The following is a 21,989-nucleotide window of genomic DNA, read 5'->3' as shown; positions in this document are numbered from 1 at the left end:
CCGTTTTCGTTACGCGTTACCGGTCACTCAAGCCATACGCGCCAACATTTCCTTGGCTTCGCTTTTCTGACCGTCATTACCCTCGCTGATCACCTCATCAAGGATGTCCCGCGCGCCATCGTTGTCGCCCATGTCAATGTAAGCCTGCGCCAGGTCCAGCTTGGTCGCGACCTCGTCAGTGCCCGACAGGAAATCAAACTCAGGCTCATCCATCTCCATCCCAGCCGCAGCATCTTCAGCCGTGAAGCGTGGCTCGGCGATGGCCGGGTGTTCCAGGCTACCGGACAAACGATCCAGCTCAGCATTGACGTCGTCCAGCTCGGACATGAAGTCGTCTGGCTCCGGCTCCGGCTCCGGTTTGGCTTGAACATCGAGTTCATCCGCCAGGGACAGGTCGAAATCAGCCGGCAACTCCAGATCATCAAGCGCCGCTTCTGTGACCGCGGGCGACTCGGCCGCTGGCAGATCTTTCAGATCGTCGTCGAGGTTGAGCAGGAACCCGTCGTCCACCAGGGTCGAGTCCAGCACATCACCACCCAGATCAAGGTCGAAATCCGACAGGTCATCCAGGCTGTCCTTGGCTTCGGTCTGCTGTTGCAGAACGGATTCGAAATTCAGATCGTCGTCGAGCGGGAAAGCGTCCAGTTCCAGCGTCGGCTCTGGAGCGACGACCGCTGGCGATGCTGCTTCCAGATCGTCCAGACTCAGATCGAAGGCACTGTCGAAGTCATCATCGGCAGGTGCCGGGGCTGGTGCAGTTTCAGGTACCGGGGCTGGTGCCTGAGGCTCCTCGTGCAGCAGGTCCTTGACGTACTGCGCATCCAGTTCAGCGGCAACCGCGGCGGCGGCAATACCACCCACAGCGGCCACGGCAACCATCGCCGGGAAGCGGCTTTTCAGCTGTTCAACTTCTGTGTAGTTTTTGCCGTTGGCAACCAGCTGACGTTCCTGCACCACGAACGCACTACGATCGCCCTGCTGACCGTAGACTTCCATCAGCTTCAAGCGCAGGTCGCTGCGTTGCGGCTCTTGCTTGATGCCGTCTTCGAGCAGACTGACCGCCTGATTCAGACGTCCAGCGTTGATGTGCGACTGAGCTTGCGCCAGAACATCATCCGAGCGCTCGGCCGCAGGGGCTACCAATGGCGCAGCAATCGGCGGCGTTACGATCACCGGCGCCACGACTGGAGCTGGAGGCGTTGCAAGCTTGACGACTGGCGGCGGAACTTCAAGGCCTTCGAAGCTGCTTTCCGGCAGATCGAGGTCTTCCGTCAAGTCCGACTCTTCAGCCAACGCCTTCGCCATGCGCTTGTGCTTCTCGGCTTCCTGTTGAGCCTTGCGACGACGCGCCAGCAGCAACAGAAGCAACAGCAGCACCACGGCACCGCCACCCACCAGACCCAGGAGCACCGGATTGGTCAGCAGTTCGTTGTACTTTTGCTCGTCACTCGCCGCCGGGGTTGCCTGAATCGGCGCCTCGGCAGGCACTGCGGCCGGCGTTACCGCAGCAGACGCGGGCGCCTCCGGGGCGGGCGCCGCAGCAGGCTGGGCGACCAGATCGGCCGACATTGCCGCCGAAGGTTGAGCAGCACCGGCACCTGCGCCCGAGCCTTCTGCCTGCAGCTTGGCCAGTTGATTATTCTTCAGCTCGATCAAGCGCTGGAGCTTGTCCAACTGACTCTGCAAGTCAGTCATGCGGCTTTTCAGCTCGGCATTGTCGCGACGGGTCGTATCGAGGCCTTCCTGGGTCACCGCCAGCTTGTTGCTGATAGCTTTGCTATCGCCCGCTTTACCCTTGCCACCTTTCTTGCCGGACTCGGCCGAAACCAGAGTCAGGCTGTCCTTGGCGGCACCTTGCGGCGCGACAACATCATGCCCGCGCTTGGTTGCATCAAGCTGTTGCGCCTGCGCCCGGTGAGCCGAGCGACGACCCTGACGCCAGGCCGTGTTCTGCGCAGCGACTTCGGCAATGGCTTTAGGTTGCGGCAGGCTGGCGCTTTGTGCAGCGTCCGGCAGGCGCAAGACCTGACCGGTTTTCAGCCGGTTGATGTTGCCATCGATAAAGGCGTCCGGGTTCAGCGCCTGAATCGCCAGCATGGTTTGCTGGATCGAACCGCCATTGCGCGCCTTCGCGGCGATTTGCCACAAGGTGTCGCGCGGCGTGGTGATGTGTTGCGCAGGCTTGCTCGCACCCGTCACCGGAGCGTTGACTGTCGGCGCTTGCGACGGTGCAGGTTGCGCGGCCGCATCAGCCGTCTGCGGCGAGAATTTGGACGGATCGAGCAGCACGCTGTAATCGCGCAGCAGTCGGCCGTTTGGCCACATCACCTGAACCAGGAATTTCACCATAGGCTCGGAGAGTGGTCGAGTTGAAGTCACCCGCAGGATGCTTTTACCACTGGTATTGAGCACTGGCGTGAACGTCAAGTCATTGAGGAACGCCTGACGATCAACCCCGGCCTTGGCGAAATCATCGGCCGAAGCCAGGCTCGGCACCACTTCGGCAGCAGTGAGGTCCTTGACGTCAAGCAGCTCGATTTCTGCCACCAGGGGCTGGTTCAGGGTCGACTTCAGGGTCAATTCCCCAAGCCCGAGGGCATGCGCCATACCGGAGGACAGCGCCGAGGCGGCCGCTATTGCTAACACCAGTTTGCGAACTTGAACCATAGCCTCATCCTTTGTTGAACGTTCCTCGGCAAGCGAGAAGGTGTTGATACCGCTGCCGTAAGGCATTGCGCGCAGCCTCGAAGAGTCCCTGCGCGCGCTTATTTCACTTATGCCCTTGGAAGCCCCTGATGGCGGCTCGCCTCCAGCATTCAGGCCGAGCATAGCGCTCGACCAGAATCATTCTGCAAATTGTTGCCAAGTATCTTTTACACAAGGTCTTTTATCAACAACTCAGCCACCTGCACCGCGTTGAGTGCAGCGCCTTTACGTACGTTATCTGACGTCAGCCACAGATTAAGTTCCGCCGGATCATCGACACCGCCGCGAACCCGACCAACGTAGACCACATCCTGCCCTACCGCATCGCCTACTGGCGTCGGGTAATCACCCGCCTCGACCAGCTCGACACCCGGCGCCGCCTCAAGCGCTGCATTCACCGCCGCCAGGTCGACAGCCTTGGCTGACTGCAAGGTCACGCTAAAGCTATCGCCAAAAAACACCGGGGCTTGAACGCAAGTGACAGAAATCTTTAATAAAGGCTGCGCCATGACCTCGCGCAGCTCTCGAACCAGGCGCTTTTCCAGCAGCGTATGGCCCTGAGCATCCGGTGTGCCGACTTGTGCCAGCAGGTTGAAGGCCATTTGCCGATCAAAGAAACGCGGTTCCAGCGGACGAACATTCAGCAGTTCTGCCGTCTGCCGGGCCAACTCGGTGACCGCTTCGCGGCCTTGGGCAGAAACGGCCAGGCTGGCGGTGAGCGTCACTCGCTGCAAGTCAAGCACATCGCGCAACGGCGCCAGCACCACGGCCAGGGTGGTGGCCGATGCACTTGGGCTGCTCACCTGAAACGGCTTTTTCAAGCCGGCCAGCACTTGGCTGTTGGCCTCCGGCACTACTTGCGGTGCCTGTTCCGCCGGCAAGGCGCCGGACAAATCGATCAGCGCGCAACCGGCGGCCGTCGCACGCGGCGCAAAGCTCAAGGTGACCGCAGGGCCGGCGGCGAAGAACACCAGTTGCACCTTGCTGAAATCAAATTCGTCGACTTCCCGCACCCGTACGTTCTTGCCGCGAAACGGCACCGAATGCCCTGCCGATTCACTGCTGGCGAGCAGGTGCAGGTTGGCAACCGGAAAGTCGCGCTCTTCAAGAATCTGGACGAGGGTTTCGCCGACAGTACCGGTGGCGCCGACGACGGCGATATCAAAGGACTGGCTCATGGATCTACCTCAGGCGAAACGGGGGGAGCGGCACTTTACCGGGTGGTTGGTGCACAGGCAATTCTGCCGCGGATTTGCGGTGGTCGACCGGGCCCCATCGCGAGCAATCGAGCGTCGACCGGCTGCTCCCACATTTGATCTTCGGTGTTCACGCGGTCAATGTGGGAGCGAGCTTGCTCGCGATGGCGGCCTGCCAGGCACCCGATAAGCCTCAGCCCCCCCACCATAAAAAAACCCGCAGCTCTTTCAAGGTGCGGGTTGTTTCATTACATCAGCGAATCAACGCTCCAGCAAAATCCGCAGCATGCGACGCAGCGGCTCGGCCGCGCCCCACAGCAGTTGGTCGCCGACGGTAAACGCACCGACGAACTGCGAACCCATGTTCAGCTTGCGCAGACGACCAACGGGCACGTTCAGGGTGCCGGTGACCTTGGTCGGGCTCAGCTCCTGCATGCTGATCTCGCGCTGGTTCGGCACCAGTTTGACCCACGGGTTGTGCTGGCTGATCAGCCCTTCGATATCGGCGATCGGCACGTCTTTGTTCAGCTTGATGGTCAGCGCCTGGCTGTGGCAGCGCATGGCGCCGATGCGCACGCAGATACCGTCCACCGGGATCGGGCTCTTGAAGCGACCGAGGATCTTGTTGGTCTCGGCCTGGGCCTTCCACTCTTCGCGGCTCTGACCGTTCGGCAGTTCTTTGTCGATCCACGGAATCAGGCTGCCGGCCAATGGCACGCCGAAGTTTTCGGTCGGGTAGGCATCGCTGCGCATGGCTTCGGCGACACGGCGGTCGATGTCAAGGATCGCGCTGGCCGGGTCGGCCAGTTGATCGGCGACAGCGGCGTGAGTCGCGCCCATCTGCTTGATCAGTTCACGCATGTTCTGCGCACCGGCACCGGAGGCTGCCTGATAGGTCATGGCGCTCATCCACTCCACCAGACCGGCTTCGAACAGACCGCCCAGGCCCATCAGCATCAGGCTGACGGTGCAGTTGCCGCCGATGTAGTTCTTGGTGCCCGCGTCGAGTTGCTGGTCGATGACCTTGCGGTTTACCGGGTCCAGAACGATGACCGCGTCATCCTCCATACGCAGGCTGGAAGCGGCGTCGATCCAGTAACCCTGCCAACCGGCTTCGCGCAGTTTCGGGAAGACTTCGCTGGTGTAGTCGCCACCCTGGCAGGTCAGAATCACGTCGAGGGTTTTCAGCTCTTCAATGCTGTAAGCGTCCTTGAGCGGAGCAATATCCTTACCCACGGACGGGCCTTGGCCACCCACATTGGAAGTGGTGAAAAACACCGGCTCAATAAGATCGAAATCCTGCTCTTCCAGCATCCGCTGCATGAGCACGGAACCGACCATACCGCGCCAACCGATCAGACCTACACGTTTCATCGCAACTACACCTTTTACAAAAAGTGGGCTCGCTTGCCGGCATCAGCGACAAGCGGGGCCAGAGAGATTACAGATTCCGCAGCGCTGCGACTACTGCGTCGCCCATTTCCTGCGTACCTACTTTCGCGCAACCCGGCGACCAGATGTCACCTGTGCGCAGCCCTTGGTCCAATACCAGGCTCACGGCCTTTTCAATAGCATCAGCGGCCACAACCTGATTGAAGCTGTAACGCAACATCATCGACACCGACAGAATCGTCGCCAACGGGTTGGCGATGCCTTTGCCTGCGATGTCCGGCGCCGAACCGTGGCACGGCTCGTACATGCCTTTATTGTTGGCATCCAGCGAGGCCGACGGCAACATGCCGATGGATCCGGTGAGCATCGAAGCTTCGTCGGACAGGATATCGCCGAACAGGTTGTCGGTGACGATCACGTCGAACTGCTTCGGTGCACGCACCAGTTGCATGGCGGCGTTGTCGACGTACATGTGGCTCAGCTCGACATCCGGGTAATCCTTGGCCACTTGCTCGACGATTTCGCGCCACAGCTGGCTGGACGCCAGAACGTTGGCCTTGTCGACCGAGCAGAGCTTCTTGCCGCGTACACGCGCCATGTCGAAACCGACACGGGCGATACGACGGATTTCGCTTTCGCTGTATGGCAGGGTGTCGTAAGCCTGACGCTCGCCATTTTCCAGCTCGCGCACACCACGTGGCGCGCCGAAGTAGATACCGCCGGTCAGTTCACGGACGATCAGGATGTCCAGGCCCGCGACGATTTCCGCTTTCAGGCTCGAAGCTTCGGCCAGTTGCGGATACAGAATCGCCGGACGCAGGTTGCCGAACAGGCCCAGTTGCGCACGAATCTTCAACAAGCCGCGCTCTGGACGAATATCACGCTCGATGGTGTCCCATTTCGGACCACCCACCGCACCCAGCAACACCGCATCGGCAGCGCGAGCGCGGGCCAGGGTTTCGTCGGCCAACGGCACGCCGTGCTTGTCGATGGCGGCGCCGCCGATCACGTCATGGCTCAGCTCAAAATCCAGCGCGAACTTGTCGTTGGCCAGCTCCAGCACCTTGACCGCTTCGGTCATGATTTCCGGGCCAATACCGTCACCTGGGAGAATCAGAATCTGCTTGCTCATGCGTTCCTCATGTCATCAGTCGGCGCGCTCATGGGCGCGCCCGGAAAAATTCCAGCGCTCGGCGCTTATCGTTCAGCCATCAGCACCAGCACATCGGTGCTGAACGAACCATCGGCTTCTATCTCGAAATACTCGCGCACTTCGTTGCCCATTGCCTGCTGCAACTCACGGATCGCCACGCGCAATGCTTGCGGTGTGCGCATGCGCTCGACCCAGGAGTTGTACTCCAGACGCAGCCGCTGGCGCGTGGTGCTACGGGTATGCAACCCCGCCTCGCTGACCTGACGCAACCACTCCCCGGCGGAATAATCACGCACGTGGCTGGTGTCGCGCAGCACTTCAACGCTTTGCAGGTAAGTGTCGAACAACGGACTGCCCGGAGACAAGACATCTATGAACGCTGCCACGCCACCCGGCTTGAGTACCCGGCGCACTTCGCGCAAAGCCTGCCCGAGATCGCTCCAATGGTGCGCCGAATAACGGCTGAAGACGAAATCGAATTCACCATCGGCGAACGGCAGACGCTCCGCCGCACCGAGCACGGTGGTCACGTTGTTCAGGCCACGATCAACCGCAGCGCCAGCCACCACGTCGAGCATCTGCTGCGACAGGTCGTAGGCCACTACTTCTTTCACCAGCGAAGCGACATGAAAACTCACATGACCAGCACCGCAGCCCAGGTCCAGCACACGTGCATCATCGCGACCTGCGAGTTCGGCCTGTAGCAGTGCGAATTCGGTACCTTGGGCGTGTACTGCGCTGCTCAGGTAGGCGGCAGCCTGTTCACCGAATTGCTTTTGTACGACTTCGCTGTGCTGGGCAGTGCTGGTCATGATGACTTCCTTAAGGGGTGAGTCTTGTGGTGTTTATTGGGGCCTCATCGCGAGCAATCAAGCGTCGCGGAACAACCATGGCTGGCTGGCGCGGTGCCTGGCTTCGAACGCGGCAATCGCATCACCGTCCTGCAAGGTCAGGCCGATATCGTCCAGACCGTTGAGCAGGCAGTGTTTGCGGAACGCATCGATTTCAAAGCTCAGGACCTTGCCGTCAGGACGGGTCACGGTCTGGGCCTGCAAGTCGATCTGCAACTGGTAGCCAGGATTGGCTTCCACCTGCGCAAACAACTCGTCGACTTCAGCGTCGCTCAAGATGATTGGCAGCAAGCCGTTCTTGAAGCTGTTGTTGAAGAAAATATCGGCGTAGCTCGGCGCGATGATGCTGCGGAAACCGTACTCTTCCAGGGCCCAAGGCGCATGCTCGCGGCTCGAACCGCAGCCGAAGTTTTCCCGGGCGAGCAACACGCTGGCACCTTGATAACGCTCGGCGTTGAGCACGAAGTCCTTGTTCAACGGACGCTTGGAGTTGTCCTGATACGGTTGGCCCACATCCAGGTAACGCCACTCGTCGAACAGATTCGGGCCAAAACCGGTGCGCTTGATCGACTTCAAGAACTGCTTGGGAATGATCTGATCGGTGTCGACGTTGGCACGATCCAAAGGCGCGACAAGACCAGTGTGCTGGGTAAAAGCTTTCATGCTGCGCTCCTTTAGATCAATTCACGGACGTCGACGAAACGACCGTTGACAGCGGCGGCGGCGGCCATCGCCGGGCTCACCAGGTGCGTACGGCCACCGGCGCCCTGACGACCTTCGAAGTTACGGTTGGAGGTCGATGCGCAATGCTCGCCGGACTCCAAACGGTCCGGGTTCATTGCCAGGCACATCGAGCACCCTGGCTCACGCCATTCGAAACCGGCCTCGAGGAAAATCTTGTCCAGCCCTTCAGCTTCGGCTTGGGCCTTCACCAGGCCCGAACCCGGCACCACAATGGCTTGCTTGATGGTCGAAGCCACTTTACGGCCCTTGGCAATCACCGCCGCAGCGCGCAAATCTTCGATCCGCGAGTTGGTGCAGGAGCCAATGAATACGCGGTCCAGTTGAATGTCGGTGATCGCCTGATTGGCGGTCAAACCCATGTATTTCAAGGCGCGGACGATGGAGTCGCGCTTGACCAGGTCCATCTCTTTAGCCGGATCCGGCACGTTCTGATCGACCGCGAGGACCATTTCCGGGGAAGTACCCCAGCTGACTTGCGGTTTGATCTGCGCAGCATCGAGTTCAACGATGGTGTCGAACTTGGCATCTGCATCGGAAACCAGGTCTTTCCAGGCTTCGACAGCCAAATCCCACTCCGCGCCTTTCGGTGCGAACGGACGCCCCTTGACGTAGGCAACGGTCTTTTCGTCAGCGGCAACCAGACCAACCCGCGCACCGGCTTCGATGGACATGTTGCAGATGGTCATGCGGCCTTCGACCGACAACTCACGAATCGCGCTACCGGCGAATTCGATGGCGTGGCCGTTACCGCCGGCAGTGCCGATCTTGCCGATAACAGCCAGAACGATGTCCTTGGCGGTCACGCCGAACGGCAAGGTGCCTTCGACCGAAACCAGCATGTTCTTCATTTTCTTGGCGACCAGGCACTGGGTGGCGAGCACGTGCTCGACCTCGGAAGTGCCGATACCGTGAGCCAATGCGCCAAAAGCGCCGTGGGTCGAGGTATGGGAGTCACCGCAGACCACGGTCATGCCCGGCAAGGTTGCGCCCTGCTCCGGACCGATAACGTGAACGATGCCTTGACGTACGTCATTCATCTTGAATTCGACGATGCCATATTCGTCACAGTTGTCATCGAGGGTCTGAACCTGCAAACGCGAGACTTCGTCAGCGATGGCGGCAATGCCGCCCTTGCGCTCTGGAGTCGTCGGTACGTTGTGGTCCGGGGTCGCGATGTTGGCATCGATGCGCCACGGTTTGCGCCCGGCCAGACGCAGACCTTCGAAGGCTTGCGGCGAGGTCACTTCGTGAATGATGTGACGATCGATGTAGATCAGCGCCGAACCATCGTCGCGCTGCTTGACCAAATGCGAATCCCAGAGCTTGTCGTAGAGCGTTTTGCCGGCCATCAGACGTTTCCTCATCAGCTTGTTTCTATGCCCCGGGTTAAGGACGCTTCAATAACCCCTTGGCTTGTGAGGTCGATCCTATGGGGTTACATTAAATAACTCAAATTCATATTTTTTATGCTTTGGATAACCAACTGGAATACAACCATGGACCTGGCCAACCTCAATGCTTTTATAGCCATCGCCGAGACCGGCAGCTTCTCCGGTGCAGGTGAACGGCTGCACCTGACCCAGCCGGCCATCAGCAAACGCATCGCCGGGCTGGAGCAGCAGCTCAAGGTGCGGCTGTTTGATCGACTGGGTCGGGAAGTCAGCCTGACCGAAGCCGGACGCGCCCTCCTGCCGCGGGCTTATCAGATTCTTAACGTGCTGGATGACACGCGCCGGGCGCTGACCAACCTGACCGGCGAAGTGACCGGCCGTCTGACACTGGCGACCAGTCACCACATCGGTCTACACCGCCTGCCGCCCTTGCTGCGGGCGTTCACCCGGCGCTATCCCGAGGTCGCGCTGGATATTCAGTTCCTCGATTCGGAAGTTGCCTACGAGGAAATTCTGCATGGCCGCGCCGAACTGGCGGTCATTACCCTGGCGCCCGAGCCACACACGCTGGTGAAGGCCACGCCGGTGTGGGACGACCCACTGGACTTCGTGGCGGCCCCGGAACACTCGCTGATCAGCAACGGCGCCGTCAGCCTGGCCGATATTGCCCGCCATCCGGCGGTTTTCCCTGGTGGTAACACCTTTACCCACCACATCGTGCAACGACTTTTCGAAGCCCAAGGGCTGACGCCGAACATCGCGATGAGCACTAACTATCTGGAAACTATCAAGATGATGGTTTCCATTGGCCTGGCCTGGAGCGTGTTGCCACGCACCATGCTCGACGATCAAGTGGCACGCATTCCTTTACCGGGCATACAACTCACTCGCCAGCTAGGCTATATCGTGCACACCGAACGGACGCTGTCGAATGCTGCACGGGCTTTCATGGCCTTGTTGGACGCACAAATCGATTTGCCACGGACTCACGGCTAAGTTGTGCTAATCCTTTAAGGTTGAAAATCCCAGCGCCAAACACCCCATTCAGCCCAAGGCTTGTTACCCATGCCCAAATCTGCTGACCGCACTCGCTCACGCACGCCCCCAATGCCGCGCATTCAGGCGCTCGACCCGCGTACCTCGGAGCAGATTTGGGAGAGTGCGCCACAACTGCTCGCCGCCTTGAACGGTGCACGCTTGGGCGCCTGGTACTGGGACATTGAACGCGGGCTGATCAGCTGGTCGCGGGGGACTCAAGCCCTGTTCGGGTTTGACCCAAAAAAGCCACTGCCGGCCGACTTGGAATACCTGGATCTGTTGCCGGTGGAGGATCGCGCCAAAACCCTGCGGGCCTTTAACGCCGTGGTCGCTGGCGCACCGCTGGAACAGGCGATGCATCACCGGATCCGCTGGCCCGACGGCAGCCTGCACTGGCTGGAGATCAACGGCAGCCTGATACCGGACAAACAAGGCCGGCCACGGATGATCGGGGTGATCCGCGAGATCACCCATCAACGCCAGCGCGAACAGGCCCTGAGCAGCTCTGAGAAACGTTTCGCAACGCTATTTCATCTATGCCCGAACATGGTGCTGCTGACCCGCCAGGAAGACGGCCTGATCAGCGAAGCCAATCAATACTTCGAAAGCCTGTTTGGCTGGCCCGTGCACAGCGTGATCGGCCGCACGACACTGGAACTGGGCCTTTGGGTGAACCCGGAACAACGCGCCAAACTGGTCAAGGCAACCAAGGCCAAGGGCGAGCTGGTCAGCATGGAGGTGCAGTTTCGCGCCAGCAACGGCCAGGTCCACGATGGCATTCTCAGCGCGCAAAAGGTTGAACTCGAAGGCCAGCCCTACCTGCTCAGCACATTCCTCGACACCAGCGAACGCAAACTCGCCGAGCAAGCGCTCAAAGACAGCCAGGAGCGCCTGGACCTGGCCCTGGATTCAGCGCAACTCGGCACCTGGGACTGGCACATTCCCAGTGGCATGCTCTACGGCTCGGCCCGCGCCGCGCAGTTGCATGGCCTTGACCCGGTGCCCTTTCACGAACCCTTCGATGCGTTTTTCGAAGGTGTGCCCGACGATGAGCGCGGCAGCATGCGCGACGCCTACCGCAGCCTCCGCGAAGGCCCGGCCGGCAATTATCAGCTGACCTACCACGTGCAATTGGCCGACGGCAGTTCGCGCTACCTGGAAAGCCGTGCACGGCTCTATCGCGATGAGTCCGGCGCGCCACTGCGCATGGCCGGCACTCTGCTCGACATCACCGACCAGGTGGAGCGCGAACAACGCCTGATCACCTCCGAGGAAAAATTCGCCAGCCTGTTCCAGGTCAGCCCGGACCCGATCTGCGTGACGCGCCAGGACACGGGTCAGTTCATCGAAATCAACTCCGCTTTCACCCAGACCTTCGGCTGGACCACCCGCGACGTCATCGACCGCAGCGCCGACGAAATCGGCCTCTGGGACGCCTCGGTGAAACGCCAGCAGCGCATCGAACAGGTGATTCGTGAACAAGCGTTGAACAACGTCGCGATCATCGTTCACCACAAGGACGGACAACCCCTGACCTGCGTGATTTCCAGTCGCCAGATCAGCGTCGGCAACGAGCCATGCATCGTCACCACCTTGCGCGACATCACCCAGCAGCAACGTTCCGAGGCAGCGCTCAAGGCCAGCGAAGAAAAATTTGCCAAAGCGTTTCACTCCAGCCCCGACGCCATCACCATCACCGAGCGCGACAGCGGACGTTACCTGGAGGTCAATGATGGTTTCTGTCGGTTGACCGGCTACCGTGCCGATGAGGTGGTTGGCAAAACCGTGTATCAGGTCGGCCTCTGGGCCGAAGAAAAACAACGCTCGGCACTGCTGGCCGAATTGAAGATCAAAGGCCGGGTGCATCACCAGGAAATGCTCGGTCGCAACAAGCGCGGCGAGATTCTCACGCTCGAGGTGTCGGTCGAACCCATCACCCTGAACGAAACCGCCTGCCTGCTGCTGACCGCCCGGGACGTCAGCCTGCTGAAAAATGCCGAAGCGCAGATCCGTCACCTGGCCTACCACGACCCGCTGACCAACCTGCCCAACCGCGCCCTGCTAATGGATCGCCTGAGCCAGCAGATCGCCCTGCTCAAACGCCACAACCTGCGCGGCGCCCTACTGTTCCTCGATCTCGACCACTTCAAGCACATCAACGACTCGCTGGGTCACCCGGTGGGCGACACGGTGCTGAAAATCATCACCGCACGACTCGAAGCCAGCGTGCGCATGGAAGACACCGTGGCGCGACTGGGTGGCGATGAGTTTGTGGTGCTGTTGAGCGGCCTGGAAGGTACACGCAGCGAGGTCACCGAACAGGTTCGCGAGCTGGCCGACACGTTGCGCGAACTGCTGTCCGAGCCGATGTTCCTCGACGGTCAGCGCCTGCAAGTCACACCGAGCATCGGCGTGGCCTTGATCCCCGATCACGGCTCAACCCCGACCGACCTGCTCAAGCGCGCCGACATCGCGCTCTACCGGGCCAAGGACTCGGGGCGCAATACCACGCAGATGTTCCACACCACCATGCAAAAAGCCGCCAGTGAACGCCTGCGGATGGAAACCGACCTGCGCCTGGCCCTTTCACGAGGCGAGTTCAGCGTGCAGTACCAGCCTCAGGTGGACGCGCAAGACGATCGAATCATCGGCGCTGAAGCCCTGGTACGCTGGCACCACCCGCAGCTGGGCGTGCAATCGCCCACCGAATTCATCAAGGTGCTGGAGGACAGCGGACTGATTCTGGAAGTCGGCACCTGGATCCTCGATGAAGCCTGCCAGGCCTTCAGGCAACTGATCGATGGAGGCCTGATCGATCCGTTGAATTTCAGTCTTTGTGTGAACATCAGCCCACGGCAATTTCGCCAGAATGACTTCGTCGAACGGATTGAACACTGCCTGAGCAGTCACGGGTTACCGTGCTCGCTGCTCAAGCTGGAGATTACCGAAGGCATCGTGATCCAGAACCTGGACGACACCATCGGCAAGATGCGCCGCCTGAAGAAACTCGGTGTCAGCTTTGCCATGGACGATTTTGGCACCGGTTACTCCTCGCTGACGTACCTGAAGCGCCTGCCGGTGGACACATTGAAGATCGACCAGTCCTTTATCCACGATGCGACCACCGACCCGAACGATGCAGAAATCATCCGCGCCATTGTGGCCATGGCACGCAGCCTGGAATTGGAAGTGATCGCCGAAGGAGTGGAGACACCGGAGCAGCTGGCGTTTCTACAAGGGCTGGGCTGCCATTTGTATCAGGGCTATCTGCACAGTCGACCGCTACCGCTGGAGGGGTTCCTGAAACTGCTCAAATGACGAGCACAAAAAAGGGCGCCAGTGGCGCCCTTCTTCATCGCGATGACTCAGTGTTCCAGAGCCGGTTTTTCAGGCTGCTTCAGAGACCTGGACACCCAGCAAACGCGATACCTGATCCAGTTCGGTCTCACGACGCAGGACTGTGAACAGCTCCACCGCTTCGGGATAATTGCGGGTCAGCATCGCCAGCCACTGCTTCAAGCGACCCGGCGACTGGCGTGGCGTCATCTGTGCCTTGGCTTGCAACCAGAAGTCCTGAAGCAGGGGCAGCAACTCAGCCCAGGTCATCTCGACCACTTCCTCACCCGCCCGTGCCGCAGCGATTTGCCGCGCCAGGTCAGGGCGCGAGACCAGGCCGCGACCCAGCATGATGTCTTCCACGCCGCTGATTTCACGGCAACGGCGCCAGTCTTCAACGCTCCAGATATCGCCATTGGCGAACACCGGCACCTTGACCACTTCCTGCACCCGTGGGATCCACTCCCAATGCGCTGGCGGCTTGTAGCCGTCAGTCTTGGTCCGTGCATGCACCACAATGTGCGCTGCACCGCCCTCAGCCAATGCCGTGGCACACACCAGCGCGCCGTCGGGACTGTCAAAACCCAATCGCATCTTGGCGGTCACCGGGATGTGCGCCGGCACTGCGCGGCGCACGTGCTCGACGATTTCGTTGAGCAGCTCAGGCTCTTTGAGAAGTACTGCACCGCCGCGTGATTTGTTCACGGTCTTGGCCGGGCAACCGAAATTCAGATCAATCACCTCTGAGCCCAGCTCACAGGCCAGCGCCGCGTTTTCCGCCAGGCACACCGGATCGGAACCGAGCAGTTGCACACGCAACGGCACGCCGGCAGCGGTCTTGGCGCCGTTCAGCAGTTCAGGGCCGAATTTGTGGAAATAGGCAGGTGTAAGCAGTTGATCGTTGATCCGAATGAACTCGGTCACGCACCAATCGATACCGCCAACACGAGTCAACACGTCCCGCAGGATGTTGTCGACCAACCCCTCCATGGGCGCCAAAGCAATTTGCATGGAAAACACTCAACGAAAAACGTGCGGCAGTTTACTGGATTTACACCACGTAGGGGCGGGGGGGCTTTGTCAGATCGTGACTTGCAACGCCGGGCCGTAGCCTTCGATGAATTCCGCCGGCATGCGCTTGGGCTTGCCGCTGGACAGCTCGATGCAGACAAACGTGGTTTGCGCCCGCAGCAACGTGGCGTTGTCGCTGGGGCGGATCAGCTGGAAGTGTCGGGTCATCTTCAGGCGCTGATCCCAGTCGACGATCCAGGTCGCCAACTGCAATTCATCGTCCTCATACGCGGCAGCCAGGTAATCGATTTCGTGGCGCACCACCGCCATCGCCCGGTCCAGCCGCCGATACTCGGTCAGGTCCAGCCCCAGGCGCTGCGAGTGGCGCCAGGCGCAGCGCTCGAGCCAGGTGACGTACACGGCGTTATTGGCGTGCCCCAGACCATCGATGTCTTCGGCAGCCACCTGCAGGTCAATGATAAATGGCGTTGCCCGATCCCAGCCCATGCCCCACTCCCGGTCAGATTATTCGACCGGGGGAGTGTAACGGATGATCAGGCAGATTGGCGCGCCTGCAAGCTACGACCGGACAGCAGCGACAGCACGCCTTCGATCAATCGAGGATCAGCCAGCACCCGCTGATGCCCCCCCTCTTCCAGGCGCAACAGGCGACTGTCGAACCAGGCGTCGTGAATCAGCTGCGACTCCTTGACCGAGACAAAGCAGTCGTCTTCGGCGTGTACGATCAGCCCCGGCATATCCAGCTGGTAATGGGCGACATCAAGTCGCGAGGCCTGGATGCCAACATCCTGCTCGACCTTGCGGATAAACGCCGAGCGCGCCTTGGGCGGCATGCGAACGTGACGGGCAAAACCGCGCAACACAGCGAGAATCCGCGCCGGTGCGGCGATACTGACCAGGGTTTCAGTGCGCAAACCCAATTGAACGGCAAGCATCGCACTGGCACCCCCCATAGAGTGACCGATGACCGCTTGCAAAGGTGGCAGCTCCGCCGCCGCTTCAAGCATGGCTCGCGCAAACAGCACCACATTGGCCTCGCGACCAGGAGAACGACCGTGAGCCGGGCCATCCAGCGCAACCACGGTGTAGCCGGCGTCTACCAGCGCCGTGATCAGACTGGCAAATTGCGTCGGCCGACCTTCCCAGCCGTGCATCAACAGCACCGTCGGGCCCTGCCCCCAGCGCAACGCTGAAAGGCCGAAGCGCAAGGTGATTCGCTCGGAATTCGCCAGCAGCGGCATTTCCCAATCACGCGGCGGCAGCTCGCGCGGCGTCATGAACGCCGAACGCATCTTGCTTGCCACCAACTGTGGTGCGACCCAGCCCAAGGTGCCATTAACGCCACGAATCCAACTTAACGTGCTCATCGCTCATCTCCAAAGGCTTGTGCTTCAGGTCATAGCACCGCCGACTTAGCGGCACGCAATAATCGATCGGACAACTCGCCGGCACCCAGCGCCCGCGCCAGGGCCAAACCACCGACCATCAGCGCCAAGTCAGCCAGCGCTTTGTCGATGTCTTCCGGGCTGGCGGCCAATTGCGCGACCATCAGTTCGACGTGTTCATTCAAGGCCAGACGGAAATCGTCCGGCAAACGCCCCAACTCGCCTATCGACGCCGGAATCGGGCAGGCGTGTTCGGTGGAATCACGGTGTTTGCGTGACAGGTAAAACGCAGCGACCAACGCCCGGCGCTCCTCGCCAGTCAGCTCGGCGTCCATATCGGCAATCATGGCCCGACGCTGGCCGAGCAATTGAGTGAAGGCCTCCAGCATCATCGCGTCCTTGCTTTCGAAGTGAGCATAGAAACCGCCGACGGTAAGGCCGGCAGCGCCCATCACTTCACCCACGCTAGGTTCTGCCGGGCCACGCTGAATCAGCGCGGAACTGGCGGCCTGGAGAATACGTTCACGGGTTTTAGCTTTTTTGTCGTTCATCGTTATCTCCGAATATTACGATTAGAATATTATTCTCATAATAATTTTACGCAAGTCGTTGATGTGACCGTTGGTCAGAAGAAAGTTTTGGGAGAATGAGGGATTAGCTAAACGCCAGACAAACAAAAGGGCCATTCAATAATTGAATGACCCTTATAAATCCCGCAGAGCGGGTAATCGTGGCGTCCCCTAGGGGACTCGAACCCCTGTTACCGCCGTGAAAGGGCGGTGTCCTAGGCCACTAGACGAAGGGGACACAAACCCTTCTATACAACTGATCAGTGCTGAGTACTGATCGATTCAAGGCCGGTGTGGCCAGACCTTGAACTGTAAAATTTGGTGGAGCTAGACGGGATCGAACCGTCGACCTCTTGCATGCCATGCAAGCGCTCTCCCAGCTGAGCTATAGCCCCGGATTTTTCGCCTCGCGGCGGAGCGACGTTTTGCAACATCACTTCTGTAAAACTGGCGTCCCCTAGGGGACTCGAACCCCTGTTACCGCCGTGAAAGGGCGGTGTCCTAGGCCACTAGACGAAGGGGACGCAAACCCTTCTATACAACTGATCAACGCTGAGTGCTGATCGCTTCAAAACCGGTGTGGCCAAGCCTTGAAGTGTAAATTGGTGGAGCTAGACGGGATCGAACCGTCGACCTCTTGCATGCCATGCAAGCGCTCTCCCAGCTGAGCTATAGCCCCTCATCGCTGAGGACGGGGCGAATCTTAAGGGCGTATCGAAAGACTGTCAAATTTATTTTCAACAATTTTCAATATTTTTTGCCGACATAACAATCACTTACCGCCCTCCCCCCGAAAAACGGGGCTTTTGGAAAGATCGTCCGAACGCGGCCCGAGCCTTTGGCAGCTGCTACGCGATAGCGCCCAAGAGCTTTTCCCACTCTTTGTTTTCTTTCTTCGACACGCCACCGAGCAAGTCGATGGCCTGGCGCAGACGGAAACGCGTCAGATCCGGGCCGAGGATTTCCATCGCATCCAGCACCGAGACCGAACTGGCCTGACCGGTGATGGCGGCGAACATCAGCGGCATGGCGTCACGCAGCTTCAACTCCAGGGATTCGACCACTGCCTGAATGGTCGCCGTGATGCTGTCCTTCTCCCACTGACGCAGGCTTTCGAGCTTCCACAGGATCAACTGCATCAACTGGCGAACCTGATCGCCCGAGAGCTTCTTGGATTCGAACAGCTTGGCATCCGGGGTCACGCCACCGGCGAAGAAGAACCCGGCCAACGGTGCGATCTGGCTGAAGGTTTCAACCCGACCTTGCACGTGCGGCGCGATCTTCATCATGTACTCGGGGTTCAGCGCCCAGGTCTGCACACGGCTGGCAAACTCTTCCACCGGCAGATCACGCAACCATTGGCCGTTGAGCCACGACAGTTTCTCGATGTCGAAAATCGGCCCGCCCAGGGAAACGCGTTTCAGGTCGAAGTTGTCGACCATTTCCTGCAGCGAGAACTTCTCGCGCTCGTCCGGCATCGACCAGCCCATGCGACCGAGGTAGTTGAGCATCGCTTCCGGCATAAAGCCCATGCGCTCGTAGAACGTCACCGAGGTCGGGTTCTTGCGCTTGGACAGCTTGCTCTTGTCCGGGTTACGCAGCAGCGGCATGTAGCACAGCGCCGGTTGCTCCCAGCCGAAGTACTCGTAAAGCAGGATCAGCTTCGGCGCCGAGGGCAGCCACTCTTCACCGCGCAAGACGTGAGTGATGCCCATCAGGTGGTCGTCGACCACGTTGGCGAGGAAGTAGGTCGGCAGGCCGTCGGTCTTCATCAACACTTGCATGTCCATGCGATCCCACGGGATCTCGACGTCGCCACGGAGCATGTCCGGCACCACGCAGACGCCTTCGGTCGGCACCTTCATGCGGATGACGTGCGGCTCGCCAGCGGCCAGACGGCGCGCGACTTCTTCCTTGGAGAGCAACAGCGCGCGACCGTCGTAACGCGGGGTTTCACCGCGGGCCATTTGTTCGGCACGCATCTGGTCCAGTTCTTCGGCGGTGCAGAAGCACGGGAAGGCATGGCCCAGATCGACCAGTTGCTGGCAGTACTTCTGATAGATGTCGCCACGCTCGCTCTGGCGATACGGACCGTGCGGACCGCCCACATCCGGGCCTTCGCTCCAGTTGATGCCCAACCAGCGCAAGGCATCGAAAATCTGCTGTTCGGACTCGCGGGTCGAACGCAATTGGTCGGTGTCTTCAATCCGCAGGATGAACTCACCGCCATGCTGCTTGGCAAAGCAATAGTTGAACAAAGCGATGTAAGCGGTGCCGACATGGGGATCGCCGGTAGGCGATGGCGCGATGCGAGTGCGGACGGTGGTCATGGCGTGTCTCGAAAGAATATAAAAAGCGGAGATGAAACAAAGGGCGAATGGTAACAGGCGTTGCCCGCCCGGCTCCAGTGAGCAGGGCATTTAAGCCAACGTTGAGGCTACAAAAGGCTCTGGCACCGTTCAATGGCTGATTATCAATAAGTGGCATTTACCGCCTATCGGCTATATGACAGATTCGCGCAACGATAAATCTCCTTACACTTTCTCGACTACAGTCTGCCCATGCCTGCCCAACTCAAGCGTCGCCTGTTTATTTTCCTGTTTATCGTCCTGCTGATTGCCGGGGGCTTCTTTGCTCAATGGCTCTTCAAGGGACGTTTTTATGAAAGCACCGATAACGCTTATGTCCAGGGTGAAATTACCCGCGTCTCCAGCCAGTTGGGCGCGCGCATCGAGGAAGTGCTGGTGCAGGACAACCAGCATGTCGAAAAGGGCCAGTTACTGATCAAACTCGAAGGCGACGACTTTCATCTCGCCGTCGACCGCGCCAACGCCGCCCTCGCCACTCGCGAGGCCGAGCGCCTGCAAGCCCAGAGCAAGCTGACCCAACAAGCCAGCCTGATCGCCGCCAGCGAAGCCCAGGTCGCTGCCAGCCAGGCCACCCTCGGCCGCTCGCAAATCGATTTGTCCCGCGCGCAAACCCTGCGCAAACCGGGTTACGTCTCGGAAGAACGGGTGACCACCCTCTCCGCCGACAACCATATCGCCCGCTCGCAAGTGGCCAAGGCTCAGGCGGATGCCCAAAGCCAGCGCCAGCAGGTCAACGCTTTGGCGGCCGAGATCAAGCGCCTCGACGCCCAAATCGCCAACGCCAAAACCGATTTGGCCCAAGCCCAACTGAACCTGACCCGTAGCGAAATCCACGCACCGATCAGCGGCCTGATCGGCCAGCGTGCCGCCCGCAATGGCCAATACGTGCAGGCCGGCGCTTACCTGCTGTCGATCGTCCCGGATCAGGACATCTGGATTCAAGCCAACTTCAAGGAAACCCAGATTGGCCACATGCAGCCCGGCCAGAAAGCCGAGCTGACCTTCGATGCCTACAGCGACACGCCGATCGAAGCCCGGGTCAACAGCCTGTTCGCCGCCTCGGGCGCGCAGTTCAGCCTGCTGCCACCGGACAATGCCACCGGCAACTTCACCAAAGTCGTACAACGGATTCCGGTGAAACTGACTTTTGCTGCTGACAATCCGCTGCACGGCAAGATCCGCCCAGGCATGTCGGTCACCGTCAAAGTGAACATCAAAGATTCTGTCGATGGCCGGTGATCAACTGATCCGCCCGGTCGGCGAACCGACCCGGCGGGACTGGATTGCGGTGATGAGCGTGATGCTCGGCGCCTTCATGGCGGTGCTCGACATCCAGATCACCAACGCCTCGCTCAAGGACATTCAAGGCGCGCTGTCAGCGACACTGGAAGAGGGCTCGTGGATTTCCACCTCGTACCTGGTGGCGGAAATCATCATGATCCCGCTCACCGCGTGGCTGGTGCAGCTGCTTTCGGCACGACGGCTGGCGGTCTGGGTTTCGCTGGGGTTTCTCGCCGCCTCCCTGCTCTGCTCAATGGCCTGGAGCCTGGAGAGCATGATCGTGTTCCGCGCCTTGCAGGGTTTCACTGGCGGTGCGCTGATCCCGCTGGCGTTCACCCTGACGCTGATCAAACTCCCCGAACACCATCGCGCCAAAGGCATGGCGATGTTCGCCATGACCGCGACTTTCGCGCCCTCCATCGGCCCGACCCTCGGCGGCTGGTTGACGGAAAACTGGGGCTGGAAGTACATCTTCTACATCAACATCCCGCCGGGGCTGATCATGATCGCCGGCCTCATGTATGGCCTTGAGAAAAAAGAAGCCCACTGGGAATTGCTCAAAAGCACCGACTACATAGGCATTCTCACGCTGGGGGTTGGCCTGGGGTGCTTGCAGGTGTTTCTTGAGGAAGGTCATCGCAAGGACTGGCTGGAGTCGAACCTGATCGTGACGCTGGGTTGCATCGCCCTGCTGAGCCTGATCACCTTTGTGATCGTGCAAGTGTCCAAGCCCAATCCGCTGATCAATCTGGGCATCTTGCGCAACCGCAATTTCGGTTTATCGAGTATTTCCAGCCTGGGCATGGGCGTCGGGCTGTATGGCTCGATTTATCTGCTGCCCCTATATCTGGCGCAGATCCAGAACTACAACGCCTTGCAGATCGGCGAAGTGATCATGTGGATGGGCGTGCCGCAGCTGTTCCTGATTCCGCTGGTGCCGAAACTGATGAAGTTCGTTTCGCCGAAGTGGCTGTGCACGCTCGGTTTTGGCCTGTTTGGCTTGGCAAGCATTCTTTCGGGCGCGCTCAACCCGGATTTCGCCGGACCGCAGTTCAATCAGATCCAGCTCGTCCGGGCGCTGGGCCAGCCGCTGATCATGGTGACCATCTCGCTGATCGCCACCGCCTACATCCTGCCGCAGGATGCAGGCTCCGCTTCGAGCCTGTTCAATATTCTGCGTAACCTCGGCGGCGCGATTGGCATCGCCCTGCTCGCCACCCTATTGGATGCACGAACCAAGACTTACTTCGATTATTTGCGTGAGTCGATCGTGCCGATCAACCCGCAAGTGGCCGAACGCATGGCGAGCATGACTGATCGATTTGGCAGTGAGACGGCGGCGCTGGGCAAGCTCAGTGAGATCGCCCATCAGCAGGCCTCGATCATGGCCTACAACGATGCGTTTCACTTTGTCGGGATTGCGCTGGGGGTGAGCATGCTGGCGATCTTGCTGACCAAGGCGTTGCCGGCAGGGTTGAAGGCTGGCGAGGCGCATTGAGACTGCGGCGCCCCTATCGCGAGCAAGCTCGCTCCCACATTGGACCGC

At 59.9% G+C, this 21,989-nt stretch carries 16 protein-coding genes and 4 tRNA genes; 4 read left to right on the top strand and 16 right to left on the bottom strand.

All coding sequences use genetic code 11. The annotated features are described in order from the left end of the window. Positions 1-27 precede the first annotated feature (27 nt). The 7 genes from AC1RPZ_RS25270 to leuC all read right to left on the bottom strand — a co-directional run bounded on the left by AC1RPZ_RS25270 (position 28) and on the right by leuC (position 9,391). Entirely contained in the window at positions 28-2,667 is a 2,640-nt protein-coding gene (locus AC1RPZ_RS25270) for a motility hub landmark protein FimV (RefSeq protein ID WP_493140345.1), read from the bottom strand. Between the two features lie 206 nt (positions 2,668-2,873). Next, on the bottom strand, positions 2,874-3,884 hold the full coding sequence (locus tag AC1RPZ_RS25265; RefSeq protein WP_493140343.1) for an aspartate-semialdehyde dehydrogenase: 1,011 nt from the start codon (positions 3,882-3,884) through the stop codon (positions 2,874-2,876). 279 nt (positions 3,885-4,163) lie between these two features. Then, positions 4,164-5,276, bottom strand: a complete 1,113-nt coding sequence (asd, locus tag AC1RPZ_RS25260; RefSeq protein WP_493140341.1) for an aspartate-semialdehyde dehydrogenase — start codon at positions 5,274-5,276, stop codon at positions 4,164-4,166. Positions 5,277-5,343: 67 nt separating this feature from the next. Further along, positions 5,344-6,426 carry a 3-isopropylmalate dehydrogenase gene (leuB, locus tag AC1RPZ_RS25255; RefSeq protein ID WP_493140339.1) on the bottom strand — a complete coding sequence of 361 codons (1,083 nt, stop codon included), beginning with the start codon at positions 6,424-6,426 and terminating at the stop codon, positions 5,344-5,346. A 65-nt stretch (positions 6,427-6,491) separates the two neighbouring features. Further along, a complete protein-coding gene (locus tag AC1RPZ_RS25250) occupies positions 6,492-7,259 on the bottom strand; it encodes a class I SAM-dependent methyltransferase (RefSeq protein ID WP_493140337.1) in 768 nt (255 codons plus the stop codon). Between the two features lie 57 nt (positions 7,260-7,316). Further along, positions 7,317-7,961: a 3-isopropylmalate dehydratase small subunit gene (gene leuD, locus AC1RPZ_RS25245; RefSeq protein WP_054596619.1), complete on the bottom strand. Its 645-nt coding sequence runs from the start codon at positions 7,959-7,961 to the stop codon at positions 7,317-7,319. A gap of 11 nt (positions 7,962-7,972) precedes the next feature. Further along, positions 7,973-9,391 (bottom strand): 3-isopropylmalate dehydratase large subunit, encoded by a 1,419-nt coding sequence (leuC, locus tag AC1RPZ_RS25240; protein WP_123425723.1) that lies wholly within the window; start codon positions 9,389-9,391, stop codon positions 7,973-7,975. 147 nt (positions 9,392-9,538) lie between these two features. Between leuC and AC1RPZ_RS25235 the strand changes: the two genes are divergently transcribed. Then, positions 9,539-10,429 (top strand): LysR family transcriptional regulator, encoded by an 891-nt coding sequence (locus AC1RPZ_RS25235; RefSeq protein WP_493140335.1) that lies wholly within the window; start codon positions 9,539-9,541, stop codon positions 10,427-10,429. A 69-nt stretch (positions 10,430-10,498) separates the two neighbouring features. Further along, complete coding sequence (locus AC1RPZ_RS25230; RefSeq protein WP_493140333.1) at positions 10,499-13,789, top strand: EAL domain-containing protein; 3,291 nt, start codon at positions 10,499-10,501, stop codon at positions 13,787-13,789. Positions 13,790-13,858: 69 nt separating this feature from the next. Here AC1RPZ_RS25230 and AC1RPZ_RS25225 read toward each other — a convergent pair whose 3' ends face one another. From AC1RPZ_RS25225 to gltX, 9 genes are all read right to left on the bottom strand, one after another. After that, positions 13,859-14,818 carry a tRNA dihydrouridine synthase gene (locus tag AC1RPZ_RS25225; RefSeq protein WP_493140331.1) on the bottom strand — a complete coding sequence of 320 codons (960 nt, stop codon included), beginning with the start codon at positions 14,816-14,818 and terminating at the stop codon, positions 13,859-13,861. Between the two features lie 69 nt (positions 14,819-14,887). Beyond that, positions 14,888-15,325, bottom strand: coding sequence for an acyl-CoA thioesterase (locus AC1RPZ_RS25220; RefSeq protein ID WP_493140329.1), 438 nt, complete (start codon positions 15,323-15,325; stop codon positions 14,888-14,890). Between the two features lie 47 nt (positions 15,326-15,372). Next, complete coding sequence (locus AC1RPZ_RS25215) at positions 15,373-16,206, bottom strand: alpha/beta fold hydrolase (protein ID WP_493140327.1); 834 nt, start codon at positions 16,204-16,206, stop codon at positions 15,373-15,375. 29 nt (positions 16,207-16,235) lie between these two features. Then, positions 16,236-16,775 (bottom strand): TetR/AcrR family transcriptional regulator, encoded by a 540-nt coding sequence (locus AC1RPZ_RS25210; RefSeq protein WP_493140325.1) that lies wholly within the window; start codon positions 16,773-16,775, stop codon positions 16,236-16,238. Between the two features lie 180 nt (positions 16,776-16,955). Further along, positions 16,956-17,031: transfer RNA gene (locus AC1RPZ_RS25205), tRNA-Glu, on the bottom strand. An 81-nt stretch (positions 17,032-17,112) separates the two neighbouring features. Next, positions 17,113-17,188, bottom strand: a tRNA-Ala gene (locus AC1RPZ_RS25200). A gap of 53 nt (positions 17,189-17,241) precedes the next feature. Further along, a tRNA-Glu gene (locus tag AC1RPZ_RS25195) sits at positions 17,242-17,317 on the bottom strand. A 79-nt stretch (positions 17,318-17,396) separates the two neighbouring features. Next, a tRNA-Ala gene (locus AC1RPZ_RS25190) sits at positions 17,397-17,472 on the bottom strand. 169 nt (positions 17,473-17,641) lie between these two features. Continuing rightward, positions 17,642-19,123 carry a glutamate--tRNA ligase gene (gene gltX / locus AC1RPZ_RS25185; protein WP_493140323.1) on the bottom strand — a complete coding sequence of 494 codons (1,482 nt, stop codon included), beginning with the start codon at positions 19,121-19,123 and terminating at the stop codon, positions 17,642-17,644. A 231-nt stretch (positions 19,124-19,354) separates the two neighbouring features. On the opposite strand from gltX, the gene AC1RPZ_RS25180 reads away from it, so the two are divergent. Both AC1RPZ_RS25180 and AC1RPZ_RS25175 read left to right on the top strand, forming a co-directional pair. After that, positions 19,355-20,401, top strand: a complete 1,047-nt coding sequence (locus AC1RPZ_RS25180) for an HlyD family secretion protein (protein WP_493140321.1) — start codon at positions 19,355-19,357, stop codon at positions 20,399-20,401. Next, complete coding sequence (locus AC1RPZ_RS25175) at positions 20,391-21,941, top strand: MDR family MFS transporter (RefSeq protein ID WP_493140319.1); 1,551 nt, start codon at positions 20,391-20,393, stop codon at positions 21,939-21,941. The genes AC1RPZ_RS25180 and AC1RPZ_RS25175 overlap by 11 nt, the downstream gene beginning before the upstream one ends. Positions 21,942-21,989 lie beyond the last annotated feature (48 nt).

Source organism: Pseudomonas sp. GW822-FHT02D10, assembly GCF_058802345.1.
Note: the sequence above shows the minus strand (reverse complement) of the source record. Positions and strands in the feature narration are given on the sequence as shown.